Raw genomic sequence first — 18,999 nt, forward strand, 5'->3', positions numbered from 1 at the left:
CTAGTCGGCGATCGGCTTGGTCAGGTCGAACTCCACGCGGAAATGCCGGTTGGGACGACGCAGTTCGTAGGCGAACACGCGGTCGGGATGAACCTCCATCGCCCAGACATTGGTGGTCGAGACCGCAGCGTCGTTTTCGTTGAACAGGGCGATCGATTCGGCGTCGACCGGGAACTCCTGACGCTCGGCCGTCCCGGCGTTGACCGTATCGCCGCCATACCAATGCAGCATGTCGATCGTGCCGTCCGTATGTCGGTGATCGTGCTTCAGCCGAAGACCCGCGTCGGTCTTGGTCACCACCCAGGTGCGCGAACGATCCGACCCCACGGCGAAGGGAATGCGCACCTCGTCCGGCGAACAGTCGCGCACATGCATGACCAGCCGCTCGCTGGCGAACCTGGCGTCGGCGGCGTCGGTGGTGATGACACGGCCTTCGAATCGTTGCCCGCACAGGGCGTTCAACCGCGCCAGGAAATCGTCCTGGGACTGAGCCGGATCGGCCGTTGCGACGCCCACGCGTGACAAGGACGTCAGGGCCGCGGTGGCGAGCAGGGATGCGATTTTCATGCGGTCAAACTATATGTGCGTTCCGCCTCATCAACGTGGCATCGCGCCCGTTGACTTTGGGGCGATCCTGAGTATGTTCCGCGCCTCTTATTTTAAGCGGCTTTCGCCGTCGCAGAGGTAATTCCGATGGCCAAACCGGCTTCCATCAAGATCCGCCTGAACTCCACGGCCGACACCGGCTTCTTCTATGTCACCAAGAAGAACGCCCGCACCATGACCGAGAAAATGGTCGTCAAGAAGTACGACCCGGTCGTGCGCAAACACGTCGAGTTCAAGGAAGGCAAGATCAAGTAAGGCCTTGATCCGCTGAGAATTGAAAACGCCCGGCTGGTCTCCAGCCGGGCGTTTTTCGTTGTGTCGAAGGGGGTTTACGCCGCCTTGGCGATGACCCGGTTGCGGCCGGCGGCCTTGGCCTCATAGACTCCTTCGTCGGCGCGCTTCAGCAGGCCTTCAGGGGTATCGCCGTCTCCGGTCGTGGCGGCCACGCCGATCGAGATGGTGATGGTGATCTGTTCCTTGCCGCCCATCACGCGGAACGGCGCGGAGGCGACGTCTCGGCGAATCCGTTCGGCGACGCGGCCGGCGTCTTCCAGGCTGGCGCCCGGCATGACCACCACGAACTCCTCGCCCCCCATGCGGCACGGCAGGTCCACGGCCCGGACATTGGTGGCCAGGCGCACGGCGAACTCCACCAGCACCTCGTCGCCAGCGTCGTGGCCGAAACTGTCGTTGACCGACTTGAAGTGGTCGATGTCCAGAACCAGCACAGCCACCTGGGCCCCGCCCTGGGCCGCACGGCCCACCAGCGCCTGCAACTGGCCGGTCATGTAGCGCCGATTGTGCAGGCCGGTCAGGGCGTCGGTGACGGCCATTTCCATGCTGCTGTCCAGCTTTTGGCGCAGGAAGTCGGTGTAGCGTTTGCGCCGGATCTGGGTGCGAACCCGCGCCGACAGTTCTTCGGTATCGACGGGGCGCGGCAGGATGTCGGCGGCGCCCAGTTCCAGCGCCTTGATCATGCGCGGCCGTTCGGTCGGCTCCACGATCGCCAGGATCGGCGCGCGGCGCGCATCGCCCGACTTGGCCTGGGCGACGATCCGAAGGCCGTCAAAGCTGGCGGCGGCGACATTGACGATGATCAGGTCCAGCGCGCCCTTGGCCGCGACCAGCGCCGCTTCGGGATCGGTTTCGATGGTGACGCGATGTTCGCCGCCCAGTTCCTGGGCGATCTTCTCGGCCTGACGCTGGTCGTCGTCGACGATCAGAACGCGCCCGCCCTCGCTGCGCAGTCGCGCGGCATTGTCCGAATCGACGCCCAGGCGACGGCCGCTTTCCTCGCGCTCGCGCAGCTCGTCCATGACATGCTTCAGCCGCGTCAGCGACTTGACCCGTGCGAACAGGATGACGTCGTCGATGGGCTTGGTCAGGAAGTCGTCGGCGCCGGCCTCAAGCCCCTTGATCCGATCCTCGCGCCCGTCCAGCGCCGTGACCAGCACGACGGGAATATGGCGCGTCTCGGCCTGGGCCTTCAGCCGTCGGCAGGTCTCAAACCCGTCCATGCCGGGCATCATGACGTCGAGCAGGATCAGGTCCGGCTGGTGCTCGGCGGCGATGGCCAGGGCCGACAGGCCGTCGTTGCAGGTCAGCACATCGTAATATTCGATGGTCAGCTTGGCTTCGAGCAGGCGGACGTTCACGTCCACATCGTCGACGACGAGGATACGGGCGCTCATCCGAGGTGCTGCCGGATGGTTTCGAGGAAATGCATGACCGAGATCGGCTTAGAGATATAGGCCTCGCAGCCGCCCTGACGGATCCTCTCCTCATCGCCCTTCATCGCGAAGGCGGTGACGGCGATGACGGGGATGTGGTTCAGTTCCTCGTCGTCCTTCAGCCATTTGGTGACTTCCAGGCCCGAGATTTCGGGCAACTGGATATCCATCAGGATCAGGTCGGGATGATGGGCGCGCGCCAGGGCGAGCGCCTGCAAACCCTCGCGGGTCTGCAGGGTCTCATAGCCCTGGGAATCGAGCAGATCATGAAAAAGCTTCATGTTCAGCTCGTTATCCTCGACGATGAGGACTTTCTTGGACATCATCACCTGACCTGCGCGCCCCTCGAACGCGGGACGCCTCGTTGGTCGCATTCGTAGGCGCCCAGTCTTAAGTTGGGGTGAAGCCAACCTTACGGAGACCTTAAGCGTGGCCATCAAGGCCATCTGTCGCGACTGCCTTTGGACCAGCGGAGATCCCGCCGGGCCTCGCGAGAACCGCTGTCCGGCGTGCGGATCGCGGCGCGTGGTCGCAGACGCCGAACTGGACCAGTTGTCGATCGCCCACATGGACTGCGACGCCTTCTACGCCTCGGTGGAGAAGCGCGACCGGCCCGAACTGCGCGACAAGCCGGTGATCGTCGGCGGCGGAAAGCGCGGCGTGGTCTCCACCGCCTGCTATGTCGCGCGTCAATATGGCGTCGGCTCAGCCATGCCGATGTTCAAGGCGTTGAAGGCCTGTCCCGAGGCCGTGGTGATCCGGCCGGACTTCACCAAATACGTCTTCGAATCGCAGCGCATTCTGGGGGCGTTGGGGTGCCTGACGCCCTTGATCCAGCCGTTGTCGCTGGATGAAGCCTGGGTCGATCTGTCGGGCACAGAGCGGCTGAACGGCGGTCCGCCGGCGTTGCAGCTGATCCGCTTTCAGAAACAGATCGAGGACGAGACCGGCCTGACCGTTTCCATCGGCCTGGCGCCCAACCGCTTTCTGGCGAAGATGGCGTCGGAGATGGACAAGCCGCGCGGCTTCTCCGTGGTCGGGGCCGCCAATGCCCAGGCCCTGTTGGCGCCGCGCCCCGTCACCGCCCTGCCCGGCGTCGGGCCGGTGTTCGGCAAGGCGTTGCGCAGCGACGGCTATTCGACCATTGGCGATCTGGCGCAGGCGGACGTGCGCGAGCTGGTCAAACGCTACGGCGAATCCGGTCTGCGCCTCCACGATCTGGCCCACGCCCGCGACGCGCGCGCCGTGAACCCCGAGCGCGATCGCAAAGGGATGAGCGCCGAAACCACCTTCAACGAAGACCTGACGTCGGCCGAAGCGCTGGAGGCCGAGCTGTGGCCCCTGTGCGAGAAGCTGGCGTCCAAAGCCCGGCGCGACGGCGTCGCCAGCCGGGTGCTGGTGCTCAAGCTGCGCCGCACCGACTTCAAGATCGTGACCCGCCGCGTCACCCTGCCCGACCCGGTGCAGACCGCGCGCGCCCTGTTCGCCGCGGGGCGCGATCTGCTGAAGCCCGAGCTGGGCCGCCCCTATCGCCTGATCGGCATCGGCATGGCGGATGTGCAGGACGCCGAGGACGCGCCCGCCGGCCTTTTCCAGACCACCGAGACGCGCGCCTTGAAGACAGAGCGCGCCATCGACGTGCTGCGCGAAAAATTCGGCAAGGACGCGGTGGTGGCGGGCCGCGCGCTGAAGCCGTAGGACAAGACATGGATCTCGCCAAACGCGCTTATGACCATGGCTTTCGCCTGGACCCGATCGTCCGCAGCCTGCTGGACACGGACTTCTACAAGCTGCTGATGCTGCAGATGATCTGGCGCGAGCATCGCGACGTGCCGGTCGTCTTCCAGGTCATCAACCGCACCAAGACCGTGCGTCTGGCCGACGAGATCGATATCGACGCCCTGCGTGAGCAGCTTGATCACGCCCGCACCCTGCGGTTCACGAACAAGGAATTGGTCTGGCTGGCGGGCAACAGCTTCTATGGCGTGAAGCAGATCTTCTCGCCCGACTTCATCGCCTGGCTGACCGATTATCGTCTGCCCAACTACGATCTGTCAGTTCAGGACGGGCAGTATGTGCTGACCTTCTCGGGCGCTTGGGCCGAGGTGACGCTGTGGGAAATCCCGGCGCTGGCGATACTGAACGAGCTGCGCTGCCGGGTCGGGATGCGGCGGCTGGGCCGGTTCGAACTGGACATTCTGTATTCGCGCGCCAAGACGCGGCTTTGGTCCAAGGTCGAGCGACTTCGCGCTCTGCCCGACCTCGCCCTGTCCGACTTCGGCACCCGGCGGCGGCACGGCTTCCTGTGGCAGCGCTGGTGCATTCAGGCGTTGAAGGAGGGGCTGGGCAAATCCTTCATCGGCACGTCCAACGTCCTGCACGCCATGGAGAACGACCTGGAAGCCATCGGCACCAACGGCCACGAACTGCCGATGGTTCTGGCGGCCCTGGCGCCGCACGACGCGGCGCTGGCCCAGGTTCCCTATGCGGTGCTGGACGAATGGCGTCGGCATTATGCGGGCAATCTGCTGATCGTCCTACCCGACGCCTTCGGCACCGAGGCGTTCTTGGAGCAGGCGCCCGATTGGGTCGCGGACTGGACCGGGTTCCGGCCCGACTCGGCCCCGCCCATCCCGGCCGGCGACCGCCTGATCGACTGGTGGCGCGCGCATGGGCGCGACCCGAAAGAAAAGCTGCTGATCTTCTCGGACGGGATGGACATCGACGGGATCGAGGCGACCCACGCCCATTTCCACGGTCGCGCCCGGCTCAGCTTTGGCTGGGGCACCAATCTAACCAACGATTTCCGCGACTGTTCGCCCGCCTTCGCGCCTGAGTTGGAGCCGATCTCTCTGGTCTGCAAGGTGGTGGAGGCCGGCGGTCGCCCCGCCGTCAAACTGTCGGACAATCCGGCGAAAGCCGTCGGCGATCCCGCCGAGATCGAACGCTATCGCCGCGTCTTCGGCGTGCGCGGTCTGACCACCCAACCCGTCATGGTCTGAAACTCGGCCTTAAGCCCGTCGTGCGAAAAGGCGGGCATGAGCGCCTTTCTCGACAAGATGCGTCGCCGCGCCGGCCGCTATCTCGATGTCCGTCCTGCCGACGTGCGGCCCGCGCGCGGCGTCCTCAGCCTGTCGTTCGATGACATCCCGGCATCGGCTTGGACCGAGGCCGGACCGATCCTTGCTCAGCACGGGATCAAGGCGACCTACTATGTCTGCGGCGGACTGTCGGGCGGTCGCAATCTGGACCTGCCCCAGTTTGAGGTGGAGCACCTGCAAGCCCTGCATGAGGCCGGGCACGAAGTCGGTTGCCACACCTATGAGCACGTCTCGACCCTGACCCTGTCGCCGGCCGAACTGGACGCCAGCCTTGCCCGCAACGCGGCCTGGGTCGCCGAACGGCTGGACGGATACGAAATGCAAACCTTCGCCTATCCGTTCGGCGACTGCGCCCTGGGGTCCAAGCCGGTGATCGACCGCCGCTTCCTGTGCGGGCGCGGCGTCCGCGACGGGATCAACGCCGGGCGTTCGGATCGCAATCTGCTGCAAGCCATCGGCCTGGAGAGCCGTCGGCTGACCGGCTACGACCTGGAGGCGCTAGTTTCGGAGACAGCGGTCTCAAACGGCTGGCTGATCGCCTACGGCCACGACGTCAGCGACGCGCCGACGCCATATGGTTGCCGCCCGGAGGATATCGATCGGTTGATCCGATTGGCGAAGGCGGCCGACCTGGACATTCAGCCGGTCGCGGCGGCGTGGCGGATGGCGACAGCCTGAGAGATCAGGCGGCCTTGCGCCGGTCCGCCCAAGCGATCAGCTCCTTGCGAGGCCAGATCATCAACCAAGACCGGGCGGTGTATTCGCCGCTGTCGATCAGCGCCTTCCTCGACGCCGAGGCCGTGCCGGCTCGCTCGGTGTGGATCTCGCCCGGTCCTTGGTGGACCATGAAGGCCCCGCCCTTCAGGGGGTTCAGGCGCAGGTGCGCCAGACGGGGGCTGATTTCGGTCAGGGGCGGATCATAGAACCAGCTGGAGCCGATCATGCCGGCCAGATCGGGCCGTGCGCGGCACAGCTCGGCCGCCGTGGCCCAGGCCTCGTTCCAGCCGTCCTCGTTGAAGCCGCGCAACCAGCGGCTCTCGGTGTGAACCTCCAGCCAGGGCTCGCGCTTGGCGCCCGCCGCCAGATAACGGAACAGCGGTTTGACGCCCCAGCCGTCGCGGACGTGTTTGACGATCTGGCCCGGCCCGACCGGCGACGACAGGTCTATGACCTGGCTTTTCGCGCCCGGCACGCTGAGCGCCAGGGTGAAGCGCACGTCCTTCGACCAATGGTCGAAAACATAGTCGCCCTCGGCCTTGTCCAGAAACGCCGCCAGTTGTTCGATCCAGTAGGGATAGAGAGCCATGACCTCGGCCGGCAGGTTCATGGCGGCTGCACGGTCGGGCAGTTGCAGCGCCCAGGCGGCGACAAGGCCGCGACGCACATCGTCGGAGGCATCGGCGCCCAACAGCGCATCCACCGCCTTGGCCGGCATTTCGAAGTCCCAATGCGGCGCGGCCTCGGCGGCCTTTTGCGCGGCGGGGACTACGGCGGCGTCCACGCGCGCGCGGTCGCCGGCAGACAACCGCGCCAGCACGGCATGGAAGGCGGCGACGTCGGGGGTCAGGTGCATATCCATGATCGCACCATGACACGGCGCGGTTGGCGAACCTTTAAAGCGCGCCGAACGGGTGACGCCGCCCTTGCCCCGCGCTAAACCGCGCCCAGATAAACAGGAGCCCCCATGAGCATCGAAGCCCGCATCGCCGAACTCGGCCTCACCCTGCCGGAACCCGCCAAGCCGGTGGCCAGCTATGTCTCCTATGTCCGCTCGGGCAATCAGGTCACTATCTCGGGCCAGCTGTCGAACGACGCAAACGGCGGGATCAAGGGCACGGTCGGCGTGGACGTGACGCCGGAGCAGGCGCTGGAAGCCGCGCGTCTGTGCGGTCTGAACCTGATCGCCCAGATCAAGGCGGCCTGCGATGGCGATCTGGACCGGGTGGTCCGCCTCGTCAAACTGGGCGGCTTCGTTCAGGCCGGCCCCGACTTCACCGCCATTCCCGCCGTGATCAACGGCTGCTCGGACATGATGGTCGAGGTCTTCGGCGACGCAGGCAAGCATGCCCGCTCGGCCGTCGGCGTGTACAAGCTGCCGCTCGGCTTCGCCGTCGAGATCGATGCGATCGTGGAGATCCGCTGATCTTTCAGATCTCGGTTCACGAAGGGATCGCCGACATAGGCCAAGAGGCCTGGGACGCGTGCGCGCTGCCCACCGGCGATCCCTTCGTTTCCTACGACTTCCTGCACGCGTGCGAGGCCTCGGGCAGCGCCGCGCCGCGCCAGGGCTGGGCCCCACGCCACTTGGCCTTGAGGGGTGAAGACAACGCGGTGCTGGGCGTCATGCCCCTTTATCTGAAGGGCAACAGCCAAGGCGAATACGTCTTCGACCACAGCTGGGCCGACGCCTATGAGCGGGCCGGCGGTCGCTATTATCCCAAGCTGCTGGGCGCCGTGCCCTTCACCCCCGCGACCGGCCCGCGCTTCCTGAACCATCCCGAGACCGATGCCGCGACGGTGCGTCAGGCGCTGATCCAGGGGGCGGTGACCCTTGTCGAGCGGCTGGGCGTCTCCTCCCTGCACGTCAACTTCCCGACCGAAGCCGACTGGTCAGCCATGACAGAGGCGGATCTGCTGCCACGCCAGGACATCCAGTTCATCTGGCGCAATAACGGCTATCGGACATTCGACGACTTTCTGGCCGCCCTGTCGGCCAACCGCCGCAAGACCATCAAGCGCGAGCGTCGCGACGCCCAGGCCGATCTGGATATTCGTGTCCTCACCGGCGCCACCATCGCTGAGGCCCATTGGGACGCCTTCTTCGCTTTCTACATGGACACCGGCTCACGCAAGTGGGGCCGGCCGTATCTGACGCGCGACTTCTTCAGTCGCATCGGCGCGACCATGGCCGATCGGATCGCCCTGGTCATGGCGTTTCGGGACGAGACGCCCATCGCCGGTGCTCTGAACTTCATTGGCCGAGACGCGCTTTACGGCCGTCAGTGGGGCACGCTGGAAGACGTGCCGTTCCTGCATTTCGAGCTTTGCTACTATCAGGCTATCGAATTCGCCATTTCGCGTGGCCTATCCCGCGTCGAAGCCGGGGCCCAGGGCGACCACAAGATCGCGCGCGGCTACCTGCCCTCCCCCGTCTATTCCGCCCATTTTATCGCCGACCCCGCCCTGCGCGATCCCGTCGCCCGCTATCTGGACGGCGAACGCCCGGCCGTCGCGGCGGAGATGCGGGCGATGACCGAAGAACTGTCGCCCTACAAGCAGGCATAGAAAAAGGCCCGGCTGCCGCCAGCCGGGCCGTTCGCCATCACCTTTTCGAGGATCAGGCCGTCTCTTCTTCCTCGGCTTTCGCGGGCGCGCTGGCGCTCGTGATGTCGAAGTCGATCTTGCCGTCCTTCAGCTGGACCCTGACGTGTCCGCCGCGCGTCAGGCGGCCGAACAGGATGTCGTCGGCCAGCGGCTTCTTGATCGAGTCCTGGATGACCCGCGCCAGGGGACGCGCGCCATACAGTTCGTCGAAGCCGTTCTTGGCCAGCCAGTCTGCGGCTTCGTCGGTCAGTTCGATGGTGATGTTGCGGTCCGCCAGCTGGGCTTCCAGCTGAAGAATGAACTTGGTCACCACCGAGCGGATCGTGTCGGCCTGCAGCGGCTTGAAGGCCACGATGGCGTCCAGGCGATTGCGGAACTCCGGCGCGAACAGGCGCTGGATGGCCTTGTCATCCTCGCCCTCGACCTTGCCCCGGCCAAAGCCGATGGAGGCGCGGGCGTTGTCGGCGGCGCCGGCGTTTGTGGTCATGATAAGGATGACGTTCCTAAAATCGACCTTCTTGCCGACCGCATCGGTCAACATGCCGTTGTCCATCACCTGCAGCAGGATGTTGTAGACATCCGGGTGCGCCTTCTCGATCTCGTCCAGCAGCACGACAGCGTGCGGATGCTGATCGACGGCGTCGGTCAGAAGCCCGCCCTGGTCATGGCCGACATAGCCGGGAGGCGCGCCGATCAGACGGCTGACCGTGTGGCGCTCCATATATTCCGACATGTCGAAGCGTTGCATCTCGATGCCCAGGGTCGCGGCGAGTTGCTTGGCGACCTCGGTCTTGCCGACGCCGGTGGGGCCGCTGAACAGGAAGCTGCCAATCGGCTTGTTCGGATCGCGAAGACCCGCCCGCGCCAGCTTCATGGCCGCCGACACCTGTTCGATGGCTTGTTCCTGACCGAAGACCGCACGCTTCAGGTCGGTTTCCAGCTCGCGCAGGCTTTCCGTGTCTGACTTGGACACCGACTTGGCCGGGATACGGGCCATCTTGGCGATGACGGCCTCGACCTCCTTCTGACCAATGACCTTCTTCCTCTTGGATTCGGTCAGCAGCATCTGCGACGCCCCGGCCTCGTCGATCACGTCGATCGCCTTGTCCGGCAGTTTGCGGTCGGTCATGTAGCGCGCCGACAGCTCCACCGCCGTGCGCACGGCGCTGTCGGTGTAGCGGACCTTATGGTGCTGCTCGTAGTAGGTCTTCAGACCCTTTAAGATTTTCACCGTATCCTCGACCGTCGGCTCGTTGACGTCGATCTTCTGGAAGCGACGCACCAGGGCGCGGTCCTTCTCGAAGTGCTGGCGATATTCCTTGTAGGTCGTCGATCCCATGCAGCGCAGCGTGCCGGACGCCAGGGCCGGTTTCAGCAGGTTCGAGGCATCCATCGCCCCGCCCGAGGTCGCGCCCGCGCCGATCACCGTGTGGATCTCGTCGATGAAGAGCACGGCGTTGTCGTGGTTCTCCAACTCCTTGACCACCTGCTTCAAGCGTTCCTCGAAGTCGCCGCGATAGCGGGTGCCGGCCAGCAATGCCCCCATATCGAGCGAATAGATGGTGGCGTCCTTCAGGACGTCGGGCACTTCGCCGTTGACGATCTTGCGGGCCAGACCTTCGGCGATAGCGGTCTTGCCGACGCCGGGATCGCCCACCAGAAGCGGGTTGTTCTTGGTCCGACGGCACAGGATCTGGATCGAGCGATCCACCTCGGCCTGACGACCGATCAGCGGATCGACCTTGCCCTGGCGCGACTTCTCGTTGAGGTCGACGCAATAGGCTTCCAGCGCCTCGCCGCCCTGTTTGACGGCGGACGCATCCTCGGCCTCTTCGGGCGAAGCGCCCTTGGCCGGACGCGCCTCATTGGCGCCCGCCTTCTTGGCGATGCCGTGGGCGATGAAGTTGACCGCGTCATAGCGCGTCATGTCCTGCTCTTGCAGGAAATAGGCGGCGTGGCTCTCGCGCTCGGAGAAGATGGCGACCAGGACGTTGGCGCCGGACACTTCCTCACGGCCTGACGACTGGACGTGGATCACCGCGCGCTGGATCACGCGCTGGAAGCCGGCGGTCGGCTTGGCGTCCTCGCCGTCGCTGGTGGCCAGGGCGGCCAAGTCGTTGTCGACATAGAGGGTCAGCGCCGCTTTCAACGCCGACAGATCGACGTTGCAGGCCTGCATGACGCCGGTCGCGTCGGGATCGTCGATCAGCGCGAGCAGCAGGTGCTCAAGCGTCGCATACTCGTGCCTGCGCGCATTGGCGTATCCCACCGCGCGGTGCAGGGTTTCTTCGAGAGGACGGGAAAATGAAGGCATAGGGAGGCTCCTCTCAGTCCTTTTCCATCGTGCATTGCAGAGGGTGCTGGTGGCGGCGCGCCGTCTCGATGACCTGCGCGACCTTGGTCTCGGCGACCTCGTAGGTGAAGACGCCGCAGACGCCGACGCCATGCTGATGCACATGCAGCATGATGCGGGTGGCCTCTTCCCGGCTCTTCTGGAAGAACCGCTCCAGCACATAGACGACGAATTCCATCGGCGAATAATCGTCGTTCAGAATCAGCACTCGATAGAGCGAGGGCTTTTGCAGCTTCGGCTTTGTTTCGGTGACGACGGCGGTTCCTTGACCGCCGCCGGTCTCACCGGGCCTTTGTATGGGCATTCGTGTTCCGTAATCGGGGAGTCGTCTTGGCTCTCAGATAGGGAATGATGGCCTGAATTGAAGCGGCGTCCAGTCACGGCTTTCGTGAAGGGCGTCTGACAAAGATTTCACGTGATCCAAGGCGGTCAACGGCTCAGGTTGAGAGCCTCAGTTGAACAGCTCCCGATCGCCATGCCCGCCGCCCTCGTCGCCGCCCTTTCGCTCGCCGCCTTCGCCCAGCCTACGCCGCTGGAAACCGCCGTCATGGCGGCCGACGCCAAACTGTTCGCTGTCTTCTTCGAAGGCTGCGATCCCGCCGGACTTCGGGCCATGCTGACCGATGATTTTGAGTTTTTCGACGACCGCGGCGGACGCGTGGCTACTGACGCCGACGGCTTTGTCGCGCAATACGCCGTGCGCTGTCAGCACCGTAGCGCGCCGGACGCTTGGCGCACCCGGCGCGAGGCTCTGCGGGACGGTCTGGCCGTCTATCCCATCAACAACTACGGCGCGGTCGAAACAGGCGAACACGTCTTCTACGAGCGACAGGGCGATGGCCCCGAACGGCGCGTCGGTCGCGCCCGCTTCACGCAGATGTGGAAACAGGAGGGAACCGAGTGGAAGCTGGCGCGAGTCTTCAGCTACGACCATTCCGCCCTGCCCTGACAGCAAAAAGGCCCCGGAGCGAACCCCGGGGCCTTCTCGATTCTTCGGGCGGTTCGCGGGATTAGCGAGAGGCCTGGAAGGTTTCGACCGAGGCGGTGACGCGCTCGTTGATCGGCTTGATGCTGTCCTTGACCGTGGCGGTGACGATCTCGTTCGTCTTGGTCAGCTCGGCGACATAGCGCTCCATCGATTTCTTGGCCCAGGCGGTCTGGAGCTCGAAGAACTCCTGCACCGAACGGGCGGTCGACAGTTCCTTGGACGCGGCGACGCCGTCTTCCCACGAGGTCTTGGCGAAGCCCAGCGCCTGTTGCGACAGGGCCTCGGCGCCCCTCTGAGCGACGGTGACCGACTCGACCATGGCTTCCAGGGTTTTCTTGCTGTGCGCGTTCAGCTCGGCCATCGAGGCCGTCGACTTGTCGATGCCTTCACGGAAGGCCTGCGTACCGGCAGCCTGCATGGTTTCGGCTTGCGCCTTGACCTTGGCTGCGGCCGAAGTCGCAGCGGCGGTGGCCTGGTCGGCGGTTTTCTTCACGGTTTCGGCGGTGTCGGCCATGATCGTCTCTCCGGTAGAAGGCCCTTGGGGACGGGCCTGAGGGCGGAAATAATGACGCGAGAGGATTTCGCAGACCCACAATATGCTGCAAGTGCGAAGGTTTTTCAAGCATTTTGTGCAATGCACAATATTATCGACGATAACCTTGATCGGCCGGTCAAATTTGCGTTGATGCGCGGTTAACCACCACGAAACCCGCGCTTCCTATGCTAGCTGTTTGTTCGTGACGGCCGGGGGGCCTGTCGCACCCTGCTCACCGAGGGGTTGTCCCGCCCATGATCGCTTTTCTCCGCCGTGGCCTGTTCGCCGTCCTCGCGCTTTCGCTGGTTCTGGGCGCGAACGTCAGGCCGATCGAGGCCCAGACCGCCTACTCGGCCCAGGAGAACAGCCGCTACGCCGCCATCGTGATCGACGCCGCCACGGGCGAGGTTCTGTTCGCGCGGAACGCCGACAGCCGCCGCTATCCAGCGTCGCTGACCAAGATGATGACGCTGTATCTGACGTTCGAGGCGCTGTCTCAAGGCAAGGCCAATGTGAACGACGTGCTGACGATCTCGCCGCGCGCCGCGTCCCAGCCGCCGTCAAAACTGGGCCTGGCCGCCGGTCAGACCATCACCCTGGACAACGCCATGCGCGCCACCGCCGTGCGATCCGCAAACGACATGGCCCTGGCTATCGGCGAGCACATCGGCGGATCGGAAGCCCGCTTCACCAACATGATGACGCAAAAGGCCGCGCAGTTGGGCATGACCCAGACCCGCTACTACACCGCAAACGGCCTGCCGGACGCACGTCAGGTGACCTCCGCGCGCGACCAGGCCATTCTGGCGCGCGCGATCATGCGTGATTTTCCGCAGTACTACAGCTACTTCGGCCTTCACGACTGGGCCTACAACGGTCGCAACTATCGCAACACCAACGGCCTTCTGCCGACCGGGCGCGGCTATGACGGGATGAAGACCGGCTACACCAACGCCTCGGGCTACAACCTCGCCGCCTCGGCCGTGCGCGACGGGCGACGCCTGATCACCATCGTCCTGGGCGGCCGTTCGACCGCCAGCCGCAACGCCCACGTCGCCGAACTGATGGACACCGGGTTCGAGGTCGAGCGCCGCCGCGCCCAGGGCGAGCGGATCCAGGTAGCGCAGACCTTCTTCGAGCAACGTGGTTTCGGCGTGGGATCGGCGATCGCCGACGCCCCGATCGCCTATGCTTCGGTCAATGACGACGAGGACGGCGTCGGCGCCGAGTCCACCGCTGTCGCCTATACGGCTGCACCGGCACCCGCCGCCCTGCCGACGCGTGTCGCCCCTGCGCCGTCGGAGCGCGCAGCCAGCCAGCGGGCCGCTGCAACGCTGCCGCCTATTGGGTCGGCGCCGGCCGCCTCCGCCACTCCCCGTGCGCCCCGCAATGTCACTGCTTCGCTGAACGGCGCGCCGGCCAATGCCGCTGTCGCGCCGTCCACCACGCCCCGTCGCTCGACATCGTCCGCGACGCGTGAACCCGCCCGCGCCACGCCCCGCACGCCGGCCGGTCGCTGGGCGGTGCAGGTCGGGGCTTTTCGCGAAGAGAAGGTGGCGAGCGACTGGCTGACCGAGGTCAACCGCCGCTTCCGCGATCAGTTCGCCACCGCTGAACGCAACGTTCAAACCGCCGGCGACTGGTATCGCTCCCGCTTCGTCGGTCTGACCGAAACCGGCGCAAAATCCGCCTGTGAGACGCTGGCTGCGCGTCGCGTGACCTGCATGGTCATCGGCCCCGACTGAGGCCAAATTGGCGAGAACAAATGTTCTTGCTTTGTTCTATCTAATGTCGCATCGTCCTTCCCATGGAAACCGCCAAGGGAAGAGGCGCGCGTTCGAATGCCAGCGGCCGATACGAGCCTGAGCAGCATCAGTCGTTCGATGACGGCTGGACGCAGGATGACGCCGAGGCTGCGCCGCTGCGCACCACCCTCACCCCTGAACACGCCCGCACCATCATCGCCCGGAACGACAGTCCGGACATCGGCTTCGACCGCTCCATCAACCCGTACAAAGGTTGCGAACATGGCTGCATCTACTGTTACGCCCGTCCGTCCCATGCCTGGATGGGCCTATCCCCGGGCCTGGATTTCGAGAGCCGGATCTTCTTCAAGCCCCAGGCCGCAAGTCTGCTGGAACAGGCGTTCCTCGCACCCCGATACCGATGCAAGCGCATCCACATAGGCGGCAACACCGACCCCTATCAGCCGGTCGAACGTGATCTGAAGTCGACGCGCTCCATTCTGGAGGTCATGCAGCGGTTCAATCACCCATTTAGCATCATCACCAAGTCGGTGTTGATCGCGCGCGACGCCGACATTTTGGGCCCAATGGGCAAGGCGGGGCTGGCTTCGGCCTTCGTCTCCATCACCACACTGGATCGTGGGCTGGCGCGGGCGATGGAGCCGCGCGCCTCTACCCCCGCCAAACGGCTGGAGGCGATCAGCCGCCTGGCGGACGCCGGTTGTCCGGTAGGGGTCGGTTTCGCCCCCGTCATCCCCGGTCTGAACGATCACGAACTGGAAGCCATACTGGAAGCCGCCGCCAAGGCCGGGGCCACGCGGGCTATGTATGTCACCCTCCGTCTGCCGCTTGAGATCAAGGACCTGTTTCGGGAATGGCTGGCCGACGCCCGCCCGGATCGCGCCGCGCGGGTCATGTCCCTGATCCGGCAGACGCGCGGCGGCAAGGATTATGACGCCGACTGGTCCCAGCGGATGAAGGGGAGCGGCCCCGTCGCCGAACTGATCGGAACGCGGTTTAAGGCCGCCGTCAAACGCTACGGCCTCGACACGCCGCATCGCCTGCTGGACGAAACACAGTTCCGCGTGCCCGCAGACGCCCGGCCTCAGATGGACCTGTTCGATCCGCCGCTCGACAAGATTGCCTGATCAACCGCCTTCGGTTTAGCGTCGCAAATCTTGGGGGGTGTCATGATCAAACGTTTGTCGGCGACCGCTGCCGCCATTGGCCTGTCCACCATCCTGGCCGGCTGCCTAACCGTCAATGTGCCTGAAGGGCAGTTCTTCTATCCCGACACGCGGGTTCAGGCGGAGAAGCTGATCTTGGCTCCCGGCCCTGCCATTCCTGGGGCTGAAATCCTGTCATTGCCTTTTGCGGGAGGCGCTGTCGCTGCAACCCGCGTGCGGACGGGACGCGCCGACGCGCCGCTGATCTTGTATTGCGGGGGCAATCTGTTTCGGCGTGGTGTTTCGGGCGCGCAGGTTGCGAACGAACTCGCGCCGTTCGGCGATGTGCTGATGTTCGACTATCCGGGGTCCGGCGACACGCCGGGGCAGGCCAGCTTCGCGACCTACAGGGATGCAGGCGAGGTCATCGCGGCGACCGCCCGCGCCCAGGCCGACGCCGAGGGCCGCCGGCTGATCGCCTGGGGGCATTCCCTGGGCGGTCCGATCTGCGCCGAGGCCGCGCGTGTCATCCGCGCCGACGCCCTGGTGCTAGAGGCGACCACGCCGACCGCCCGCGCCGCCGTTGATTCAATGGTGGGACTGTGGCGGCCGATCGTCCGCGTCCAGTTGGCCGAGGCCTTGACCACTGTGGATGTGCCCGCGACGCTGGACGGCTATCCAGGCAAGGTCGTCGTGCTGGAAGCCTCTCGCGACACGACCCTGCCGCCCGTACTCAGCCGCAAACTTGCTCATGATCTTCGGGCGAGAGGCGTGAACGTCGAGCGTCTTGTGTTCGCGAGAGCAGACCACGGCGACATCCCTTCGCAGCTGGATTTCGTCACTCGCGTCGGCGCAGCTCTGAATTAGTCGTCCGCCGCCGAAGGATCGATGGCGCGCGTGACCAGATCGCGCCAGGTCGGATCGGTGTCATCGACCAGATCGACGTCCTCCATCAGGGCCACCGCGCCCTCGCCGTCCGGCAGGATCAGACCCAGGATTTCCATCTCCTCGCCATCGGCGCCGAGATGGCTTTCGGCCTGGACGGCCACCGCCGCCTGTTCACCCTCCTCTTCCCACCAGATGACCGGTTGGGGCAGGTCCATGGCGATGGGACGCGGATCGTCGGTCTCGCCCAAGGCGAATACTGCCCGTCGCGCCTGAACGTCGTCCAGCGTCGCCACGGCGCCCGTGAACGGTTTCAGCCGCGTCCAGTCGTCGGCGTCGAAACCGCCGCCGTCCTCTTCGCTCGTGTCGTTTAAGGTCATCGTTTGAAAACCCCCACCAGTTCGACGTGCGAAGACCACAGGAACTGATCCACCGGCGTCACCGTCTCCAGCCGGAAACCGGCGTCGATCAGCACCCGCGCATCACGCGCAAAGGTCTGAGGGTTGCACGATACGCCCACGACGACGCCGGCCTTGGTGTCCGCGATCTGAGCCGTCTGGTCGATCGCGCCGGCCCGCGGCGGATCGAACACGATGGCGTCGCATCCCTTCAGGTCATAAGGATTCATCGGCCGACGAAACAGATCGCGCGCCTCGGCCGTTATGGCCTTCATCCCTTTGGCCGAACCGACGGCGGCCTTCAGCGCATCGATGCCGGGCTTGGACGCGTCCGCTGCGATCACCGGCGCGACCGTGGCCAAGGGGAAGGTGAAGGTCCCGGCGCCGCAGAACAAATCGGCGATCTTCTTGGCGCCCTTCACCGCCGTCAGCGCGCGAGACACCATCGCCGCCTCGGCCTGAGGTACCGCCTGCAGAAATCCACCCGCCGGCAGGGCCACGGTGGCAGGGCCGAACCCCACCTTGGGTTGGCGCGCCATCACCAGGGTGTCGCCCGCCAGGCTCAGGCGCGCCAGATCGGCCCGGTGCGCCGCCTCGATAACCTTCATCTGCGCGTCGGCCGACAGGCCTCCGCCCGAGCGCCGTTCGACCCCGGTCACATCCACATCCAGCCCCGACAGCGTCCAGGTGACGTGCAGGGTCGGCGCGGACTTCGGATGTTCGAAAAAGGCGGCCGCGACCTGGGTCAGCGCCGGAATGGCCGCCACGATCCGGGGATCGGCGACCGGACAGGCCTTCACCTCGACCAGCCGCCAGGAGCGGCGCGCCTTGAAGCCCAGCACGACCCGTCCATCCTGGGTGCGACGGGCATGAAGCGCAAGGCGGCGACGACTGGCCGGCGGAGTCGCCACCGTCGCCTCGATCTCGGTCTCGATCCGCTCGCGCGCCAGGGCCAGTCGCACCTGTTCTCGCTTCCAGTTCAGATACGGCCCCTCGGACCAATGCTGAAGCGAGCAGCCGCCACAATCGCCATACTGGGGCGAGACCGGTACGATCCGGTCGGGGCTGGGCGTGATGATTTCGACCTCTTCCAGCCGCCCGTCCACGACCACGCCGCGCACCGTTTCGCCGGGCAAGGTCAGGCCGGCGAACACCGCGCCGGACGGCGTCTGGGCGACGCCGTCGCCCTGGCCGCCGACGCGGTCGATGGTGAAGATGTCCATCGGCCGGCTTCTAGCCGGGCGTCCCCGTTCGCTCAAGCCACCGGGCAGTAGGGGCGACCGGATGGACATGAACGAAGATGAACGAACCGATCAATCGCCGTTCAGCTTCGCCGTCGTAAATCCTAGTGCAACGAGACACGAGGCTTTGCCGTTAACGTTTGACGGAAATCGTTCGGTCCTCAGAGGGTTGGAAATGGGTCTCACAAAAACATCGATCGCCGCCGTCGCCGCCCTGGCGTTCGGCGTCACGGCCGCCCCGCTCACGGCGTCGGCCCAGAACTATTACGGCAGCGGCTACAGCCAGAACTACGGCACCGGCGCCTACAGCCGCTCGTATGATTACAACAGCGGCCGCTACTACGATCCTTGCGCGCGTGAGCGCCAAGGTCGCACCGGCGCCGGCGCAGTGATCGGCGGCGGCGCGGGCGCCGTCATCGGCTCGCAACTGGCCGCACGCGGCCGTCGCACCGAAGGCAGCATCCTGGGCGGCGTGCTCGGCGCTGTCGTCGGGTCTCAGGTGGGTCGGTCCAGCTCGGACGCCTGCCGCAGCTATCAGAACAGCTATGGCTCGAACGGCTATTACGCTCAGGGCTACAGCCAACCGAGCTACGGCTACTACGATGATCGTTACACCGGCGACCAGGGCTATCGCTACGACGACTACGATCGTCGCAACGACTATGCCTACAGCCGCGGCGGCTACTACGACGATCGTTCGCGCCCGGTCGACTCCTATCAGAATTCAGACGGATGCCGTCTGGCCGAAAGCCAGATCCGTCTGCCCGATGGTCGTACGGATGCCCGCTATGTCCGCACCTGCCCCGACCAGTACGGCCGCTATCGCGTCGTCGATTGATTTTCAGCCCCCCTGTCGATCGACGACGTGACGGAGCCGCCGGAGGAGCAATCCTCCGGCGGTTTCTCTTTGTTTGTGGGGGCTATCGG

The 18,999-nt window shown here is 65.4% G+C and carries 20 protein-coding genes; 11 read left to right on the forward strand and 9 right to left on the reverse strand.

Annotated elements, in window-relative coordinates:
- Entirely contained in the window at nucleotides 1–567 is a 567-nt protein-coding gene (locus VH88_RS03835) for a hypothetical protein (RefSeq protein ID WP_045810077.1), read from the reverse strand.
- Between the two features lie 126 nt (nucleotides 568–693).
- Here VH88_RS03835 and rpmG point away from each other — a divergent pair, with 126 nt between their 5' ends.
- Nucleotides 694–861, forward strand: coding sequence for a 50S ribosomal protein L33 (gene rpmG, locus VH88_RS03840; protein ID WP_003164451.1), 168 nt, complete (start codon nucleotides 694–696; stop codon nucleotides 859–861).
- Between the two features lie 74 nt (nucleotides 862–935).
- Here the strand turns inward: rpmG and VH88_RS03845 are convergent, their stop codons facing one another.
- Together VH88_RS03845 and VH88_RS03850 are read right to left on the reverse strand one after the other, a co-directional pair.
- Nucleotides 936–2,297, reverse strand: a complete 1,362-nt coding sequence (locus VH88_RS03845) for a PleD family two-component system response regulator (protein ID WP_045810078.1) — start codon at nucleotides 2,295–2,297, stop codon at nucleotides 936–938.
- The gene (locus VH88_RS03850) at nucleotides 2,294–2,659 is read right to left on the reverse strand and encodes a response regulator (RefSeq protein ID WP_164952723.1); all 366 of its coding nucleotides are present in this window, start codon (nucleotides 2,657–2,659) and stop codon (nucleotides 2,294–2,296) included. Before VH88_RS03850 ends, VH88_RS03845 begins: the two co-directional genes overlap by 4 nt.
- A 106-nt stretch (nucleotides 2,660–2,765) precedes the next feature.
- On the opposite strand from VH88_RS03850, the gene VH88_RS03855 reads away from it, so the two are divergent.
- The 3 genes from VH88_RS03855 to VH88_RS03865 are packed head-to-tail and all read left to right on the forward strand — an operon-like array spanning nucleotide 2,766 to nucleotide 6,115.
- On the forward strand, nucleotides 2,766–4,034 hold the full coding sequence (locus VH88_RS03855; RefSeq protein WP_082064363.1) for a DNA polymerase IV: 1,269 nt from the start codon (nucleotides 2,766–2,768) through the stop codon (nucleotides 4,032–4,034).
- Nucleotides 4,035–4,042: 8 nt separating this feature from the next.
- Nucleotides 4,043–5,338 (forward strand): nicotinate phosphoribosyltransferase, encoded by a 1,296-nt coding sequence (pncB, locus tag VH88_RS03860; protein WP_045810079.1) that lies wholly within the window; start codon nucleotides 4,043–4,045, stop codon nucleotides 5,336–5,338.
- 36 nt (nucleotides 5,339–5,374) lie between these two features.
- Nucleotides 5,375–6,115, forward strand: a complete 741-nt coding sequence (locus VH88_RS03865; RefSeq protein ID WP_045810080.1) for a polysaccharide deacetylase family protein — start codon at nucleotides 5,375–5,377, stop codon at nucleotides 6,113–6,115.
- A 4-nt stretch (nucleotides 6,116–6,119) separates the two neighbouring features.
- On the opposite strand, the gene VH88_RS03870 is transcribed toward VH88_RS03865, so the two are convergent.
- The gene (locus tag VH88_RS03870; RefSeq protein ID WP_045810081.1) at nucleotides 6,120–7,016 is read right to left on the reverse strand and encodes a hypothetical protein; all 897 of its coding nucleotides are present in this window, start codon (nucleotides 7,014–7,016) and stop codon (nucleotides 6,120–6,122) included.
- A gap of 105 nt (nucleotides 7,017–7,121) precedes the next feature.
- Here VH88_RS03870 and VH88_RS03875 point away from each other — a divergent pair, with 105 nt between their 5' ends.
- Nucleotides 7,122–7,580, forward strand: a complete 459-nt coding sequence (locus tag VH88_RS03875) for a RidA family protein (RefSeq protein ID WP_045810082.1) — start codon at nucleotides 7,122–7,124, stop codon at nucleotides 7,578–7,580.
- Nucleotides 7,577–8,722: a GNAT family N-acetyltransferase gene (locus VH88_RS03880; RefSeq protein ID WP_045810146.1), complete on the forward strand. Its 1,146-nt coding sequence runs from the start codon at nucleotides 7,577–7,579 to the stop codon at nucleotides 8,720–8,722. The genes VH88_RS03875 and VH88_RS03880 overlap by 4 nt, the downstream gene beginning before the upstream one ends.
- A gap of 52 nt (nucleotides 8,723–8,774) precedes the next feature.
- Here the strand turns inward: VH88_RS03880 and clpA are convergent, their stop codons facing one another.
- A complete protein-coding gene (gene clpA / locus VH88_RS03885) occupies nucleotides 8,775–11,075 on the reverse strand; it encodes an ATP-dependent Clp protease ATP-binding subunit ClpA (protein WP_026108343.1) in 2,301 nt (766 codons plus the stop codon).
- 13 nt (nucleotides 11,076–11,088) lie between these two features.
- The gene (clpS, locus tag VH88_RS03890; RefSeq protein ID WP_017504641.1) at nucleotides 11,089–11,418 is read right to left on the reverse strand and encodes an ATP-dependent Clp protease adapter ClpS; all 330 of its coding nucleotides are present in this window, start codon (nucleotides 11,416–11,418) and stop codon (nucleotides 11,089–11,091) included.
- 171 nt (nucleotides 11,419–11,589) lie between these two features.
- Here clpS and VH88_RS03895 point away from each other — a divergent pair, with 171 nt between their 5' ends.
- Complete coding sequence (locus VH88_RS03895; RefSeq protein WP_045810083.1) at nucleotides 11,590–12,063, forward strand: nuclear transport factor 2 family protein; 474 nt, start codon at nucleotides 11,590–11,592, stop codon at nucleotides 12,061–12,063.
- Nucleotides 12,064–12,124: 61 nt separating this feature from the next.
- On the opposite strand, the gene VH88_RS03900 is transcribed toward VH88_RS03895, so the two are convergent.
- Nucleotides 12,125–12,616: a phasin family protein gene (locus VH88_RS03900; protein ID WP_082064364.1), complete on the reverse strand. Its 492-nt coding sequence runs from the start codon at nucleotides 12,614–12,616 to the stop codon at nucleotides 12,125–12,127.
- A gap of 275 nt (nucleotides 12,617–12,891) precedes the next feature.
- Here VH88_RS03900 and VH88_RS03905 point away from each other — a divergent pair, with 275 nt between their 5' ends.
- The 3 genes from VH88_RS03905 (at nucleotide 12,892) to VH88_RS03915 (ending at nucleotide 16,415) form a co-directional block, all read left to right on the forward strand.
- Nucleotides 12,892–14,382 carry a serine hydrolase gene (locus VH88_RS03905; protein ID WP_045810084.1) on the forward strand — a complete coding sequence of 497 codons (1,491 nt, stop codon included), beginning with the start codon at nucleotides 12,892–12,894 and terminating at the stop codon, nucleotides 14,380–14,382.
- A 62-nt stretch (nucleotides 14,383–14,444) separates the two neighbouring features.
- Nucleotides 14,445–15,530 (forward strand): PA0069 family radical SAM protein, encoded by a 1,086-nt coding sequence (locus tag VH88_RS03910; RefSeq protein WP_045810085.1) that lies wholly within the window; start codon nucleotides 14,445–14,447, stop codon nucleotides 15,528–15,530.
- A 42-nt stretch (nucleotides 15,531–15,572) separates the two neighbouring features.
- Entirely contained in the window at nucleotides 15,573–16,415 is an 843-nt protein-coding gene (locus VH88_RS03915; RefSeq protein WP_045810086.1) for a S9 family peptidase, read from the forward strand.
- Here the strand turns inward: VH88_RS03915 and VH88_RS03920 are convergent.
- Nucleotides 16,412–16,813 (reverse strand): hypothetical protein, encoded by a 402-nt coding sequence (locus tag VH88_RS03920; protein WP_045810087.1) that lies wholly within the window; start codon nucleotides 16,811–16,813, stop codon nucleotides 16,412–16,414. The two genes, VH88_RS03915 and VH88_RS03920, sit on opposite strands and share 4 nt — an antisense overlap.
- Nucleotides 16,810–18,054 carry a class I SAM-dependent RNA methyltransferase gene (locus VH88_RS03925; protein ID WP_045810088.1) on the reverse strand — a complete coding sequence of 415 codons (1,245 nt, stop codon included), beginning with the start codon at nucleotides 18,052–18,054 and terminating at the stop codon, nucleotides 16,810–16,812. The genes VH88_RS03920 and VH88_RS03925 overlap by 4 nt, the downstream gene beginning before the upstream one ends.
- Nucleotides 18,055–18,247: 193 nt before the next feature.
- Between VH88_RS03925 and VH88_RS03930 the strand changes: the two genes are divergently transcribed.
- Nucleotides 18,248–18,910, forward strand: coding sequence for a glycine zipper 2TM domain-containing protein (locus VH88_RS03930; protein WP_052689481.1), 663 nt, complete (start codon nucleotides 18,248–18,250; stop codon nucleotides 18,908–18,910).
- Nucleotides 18,911–18,999: the final 89 nt, after the last annotated feature.

The sequence above is a fragment of the Brevundimonas sp. KM4 genome (assembly GCF_000964075.1).
GTDB lineage: Bacteria > Pseudomonadota > Alphaproteobacteria > Caulobacterales > Caulobacteraceae > Brevundimonas > Brevundimonas huaxiensis.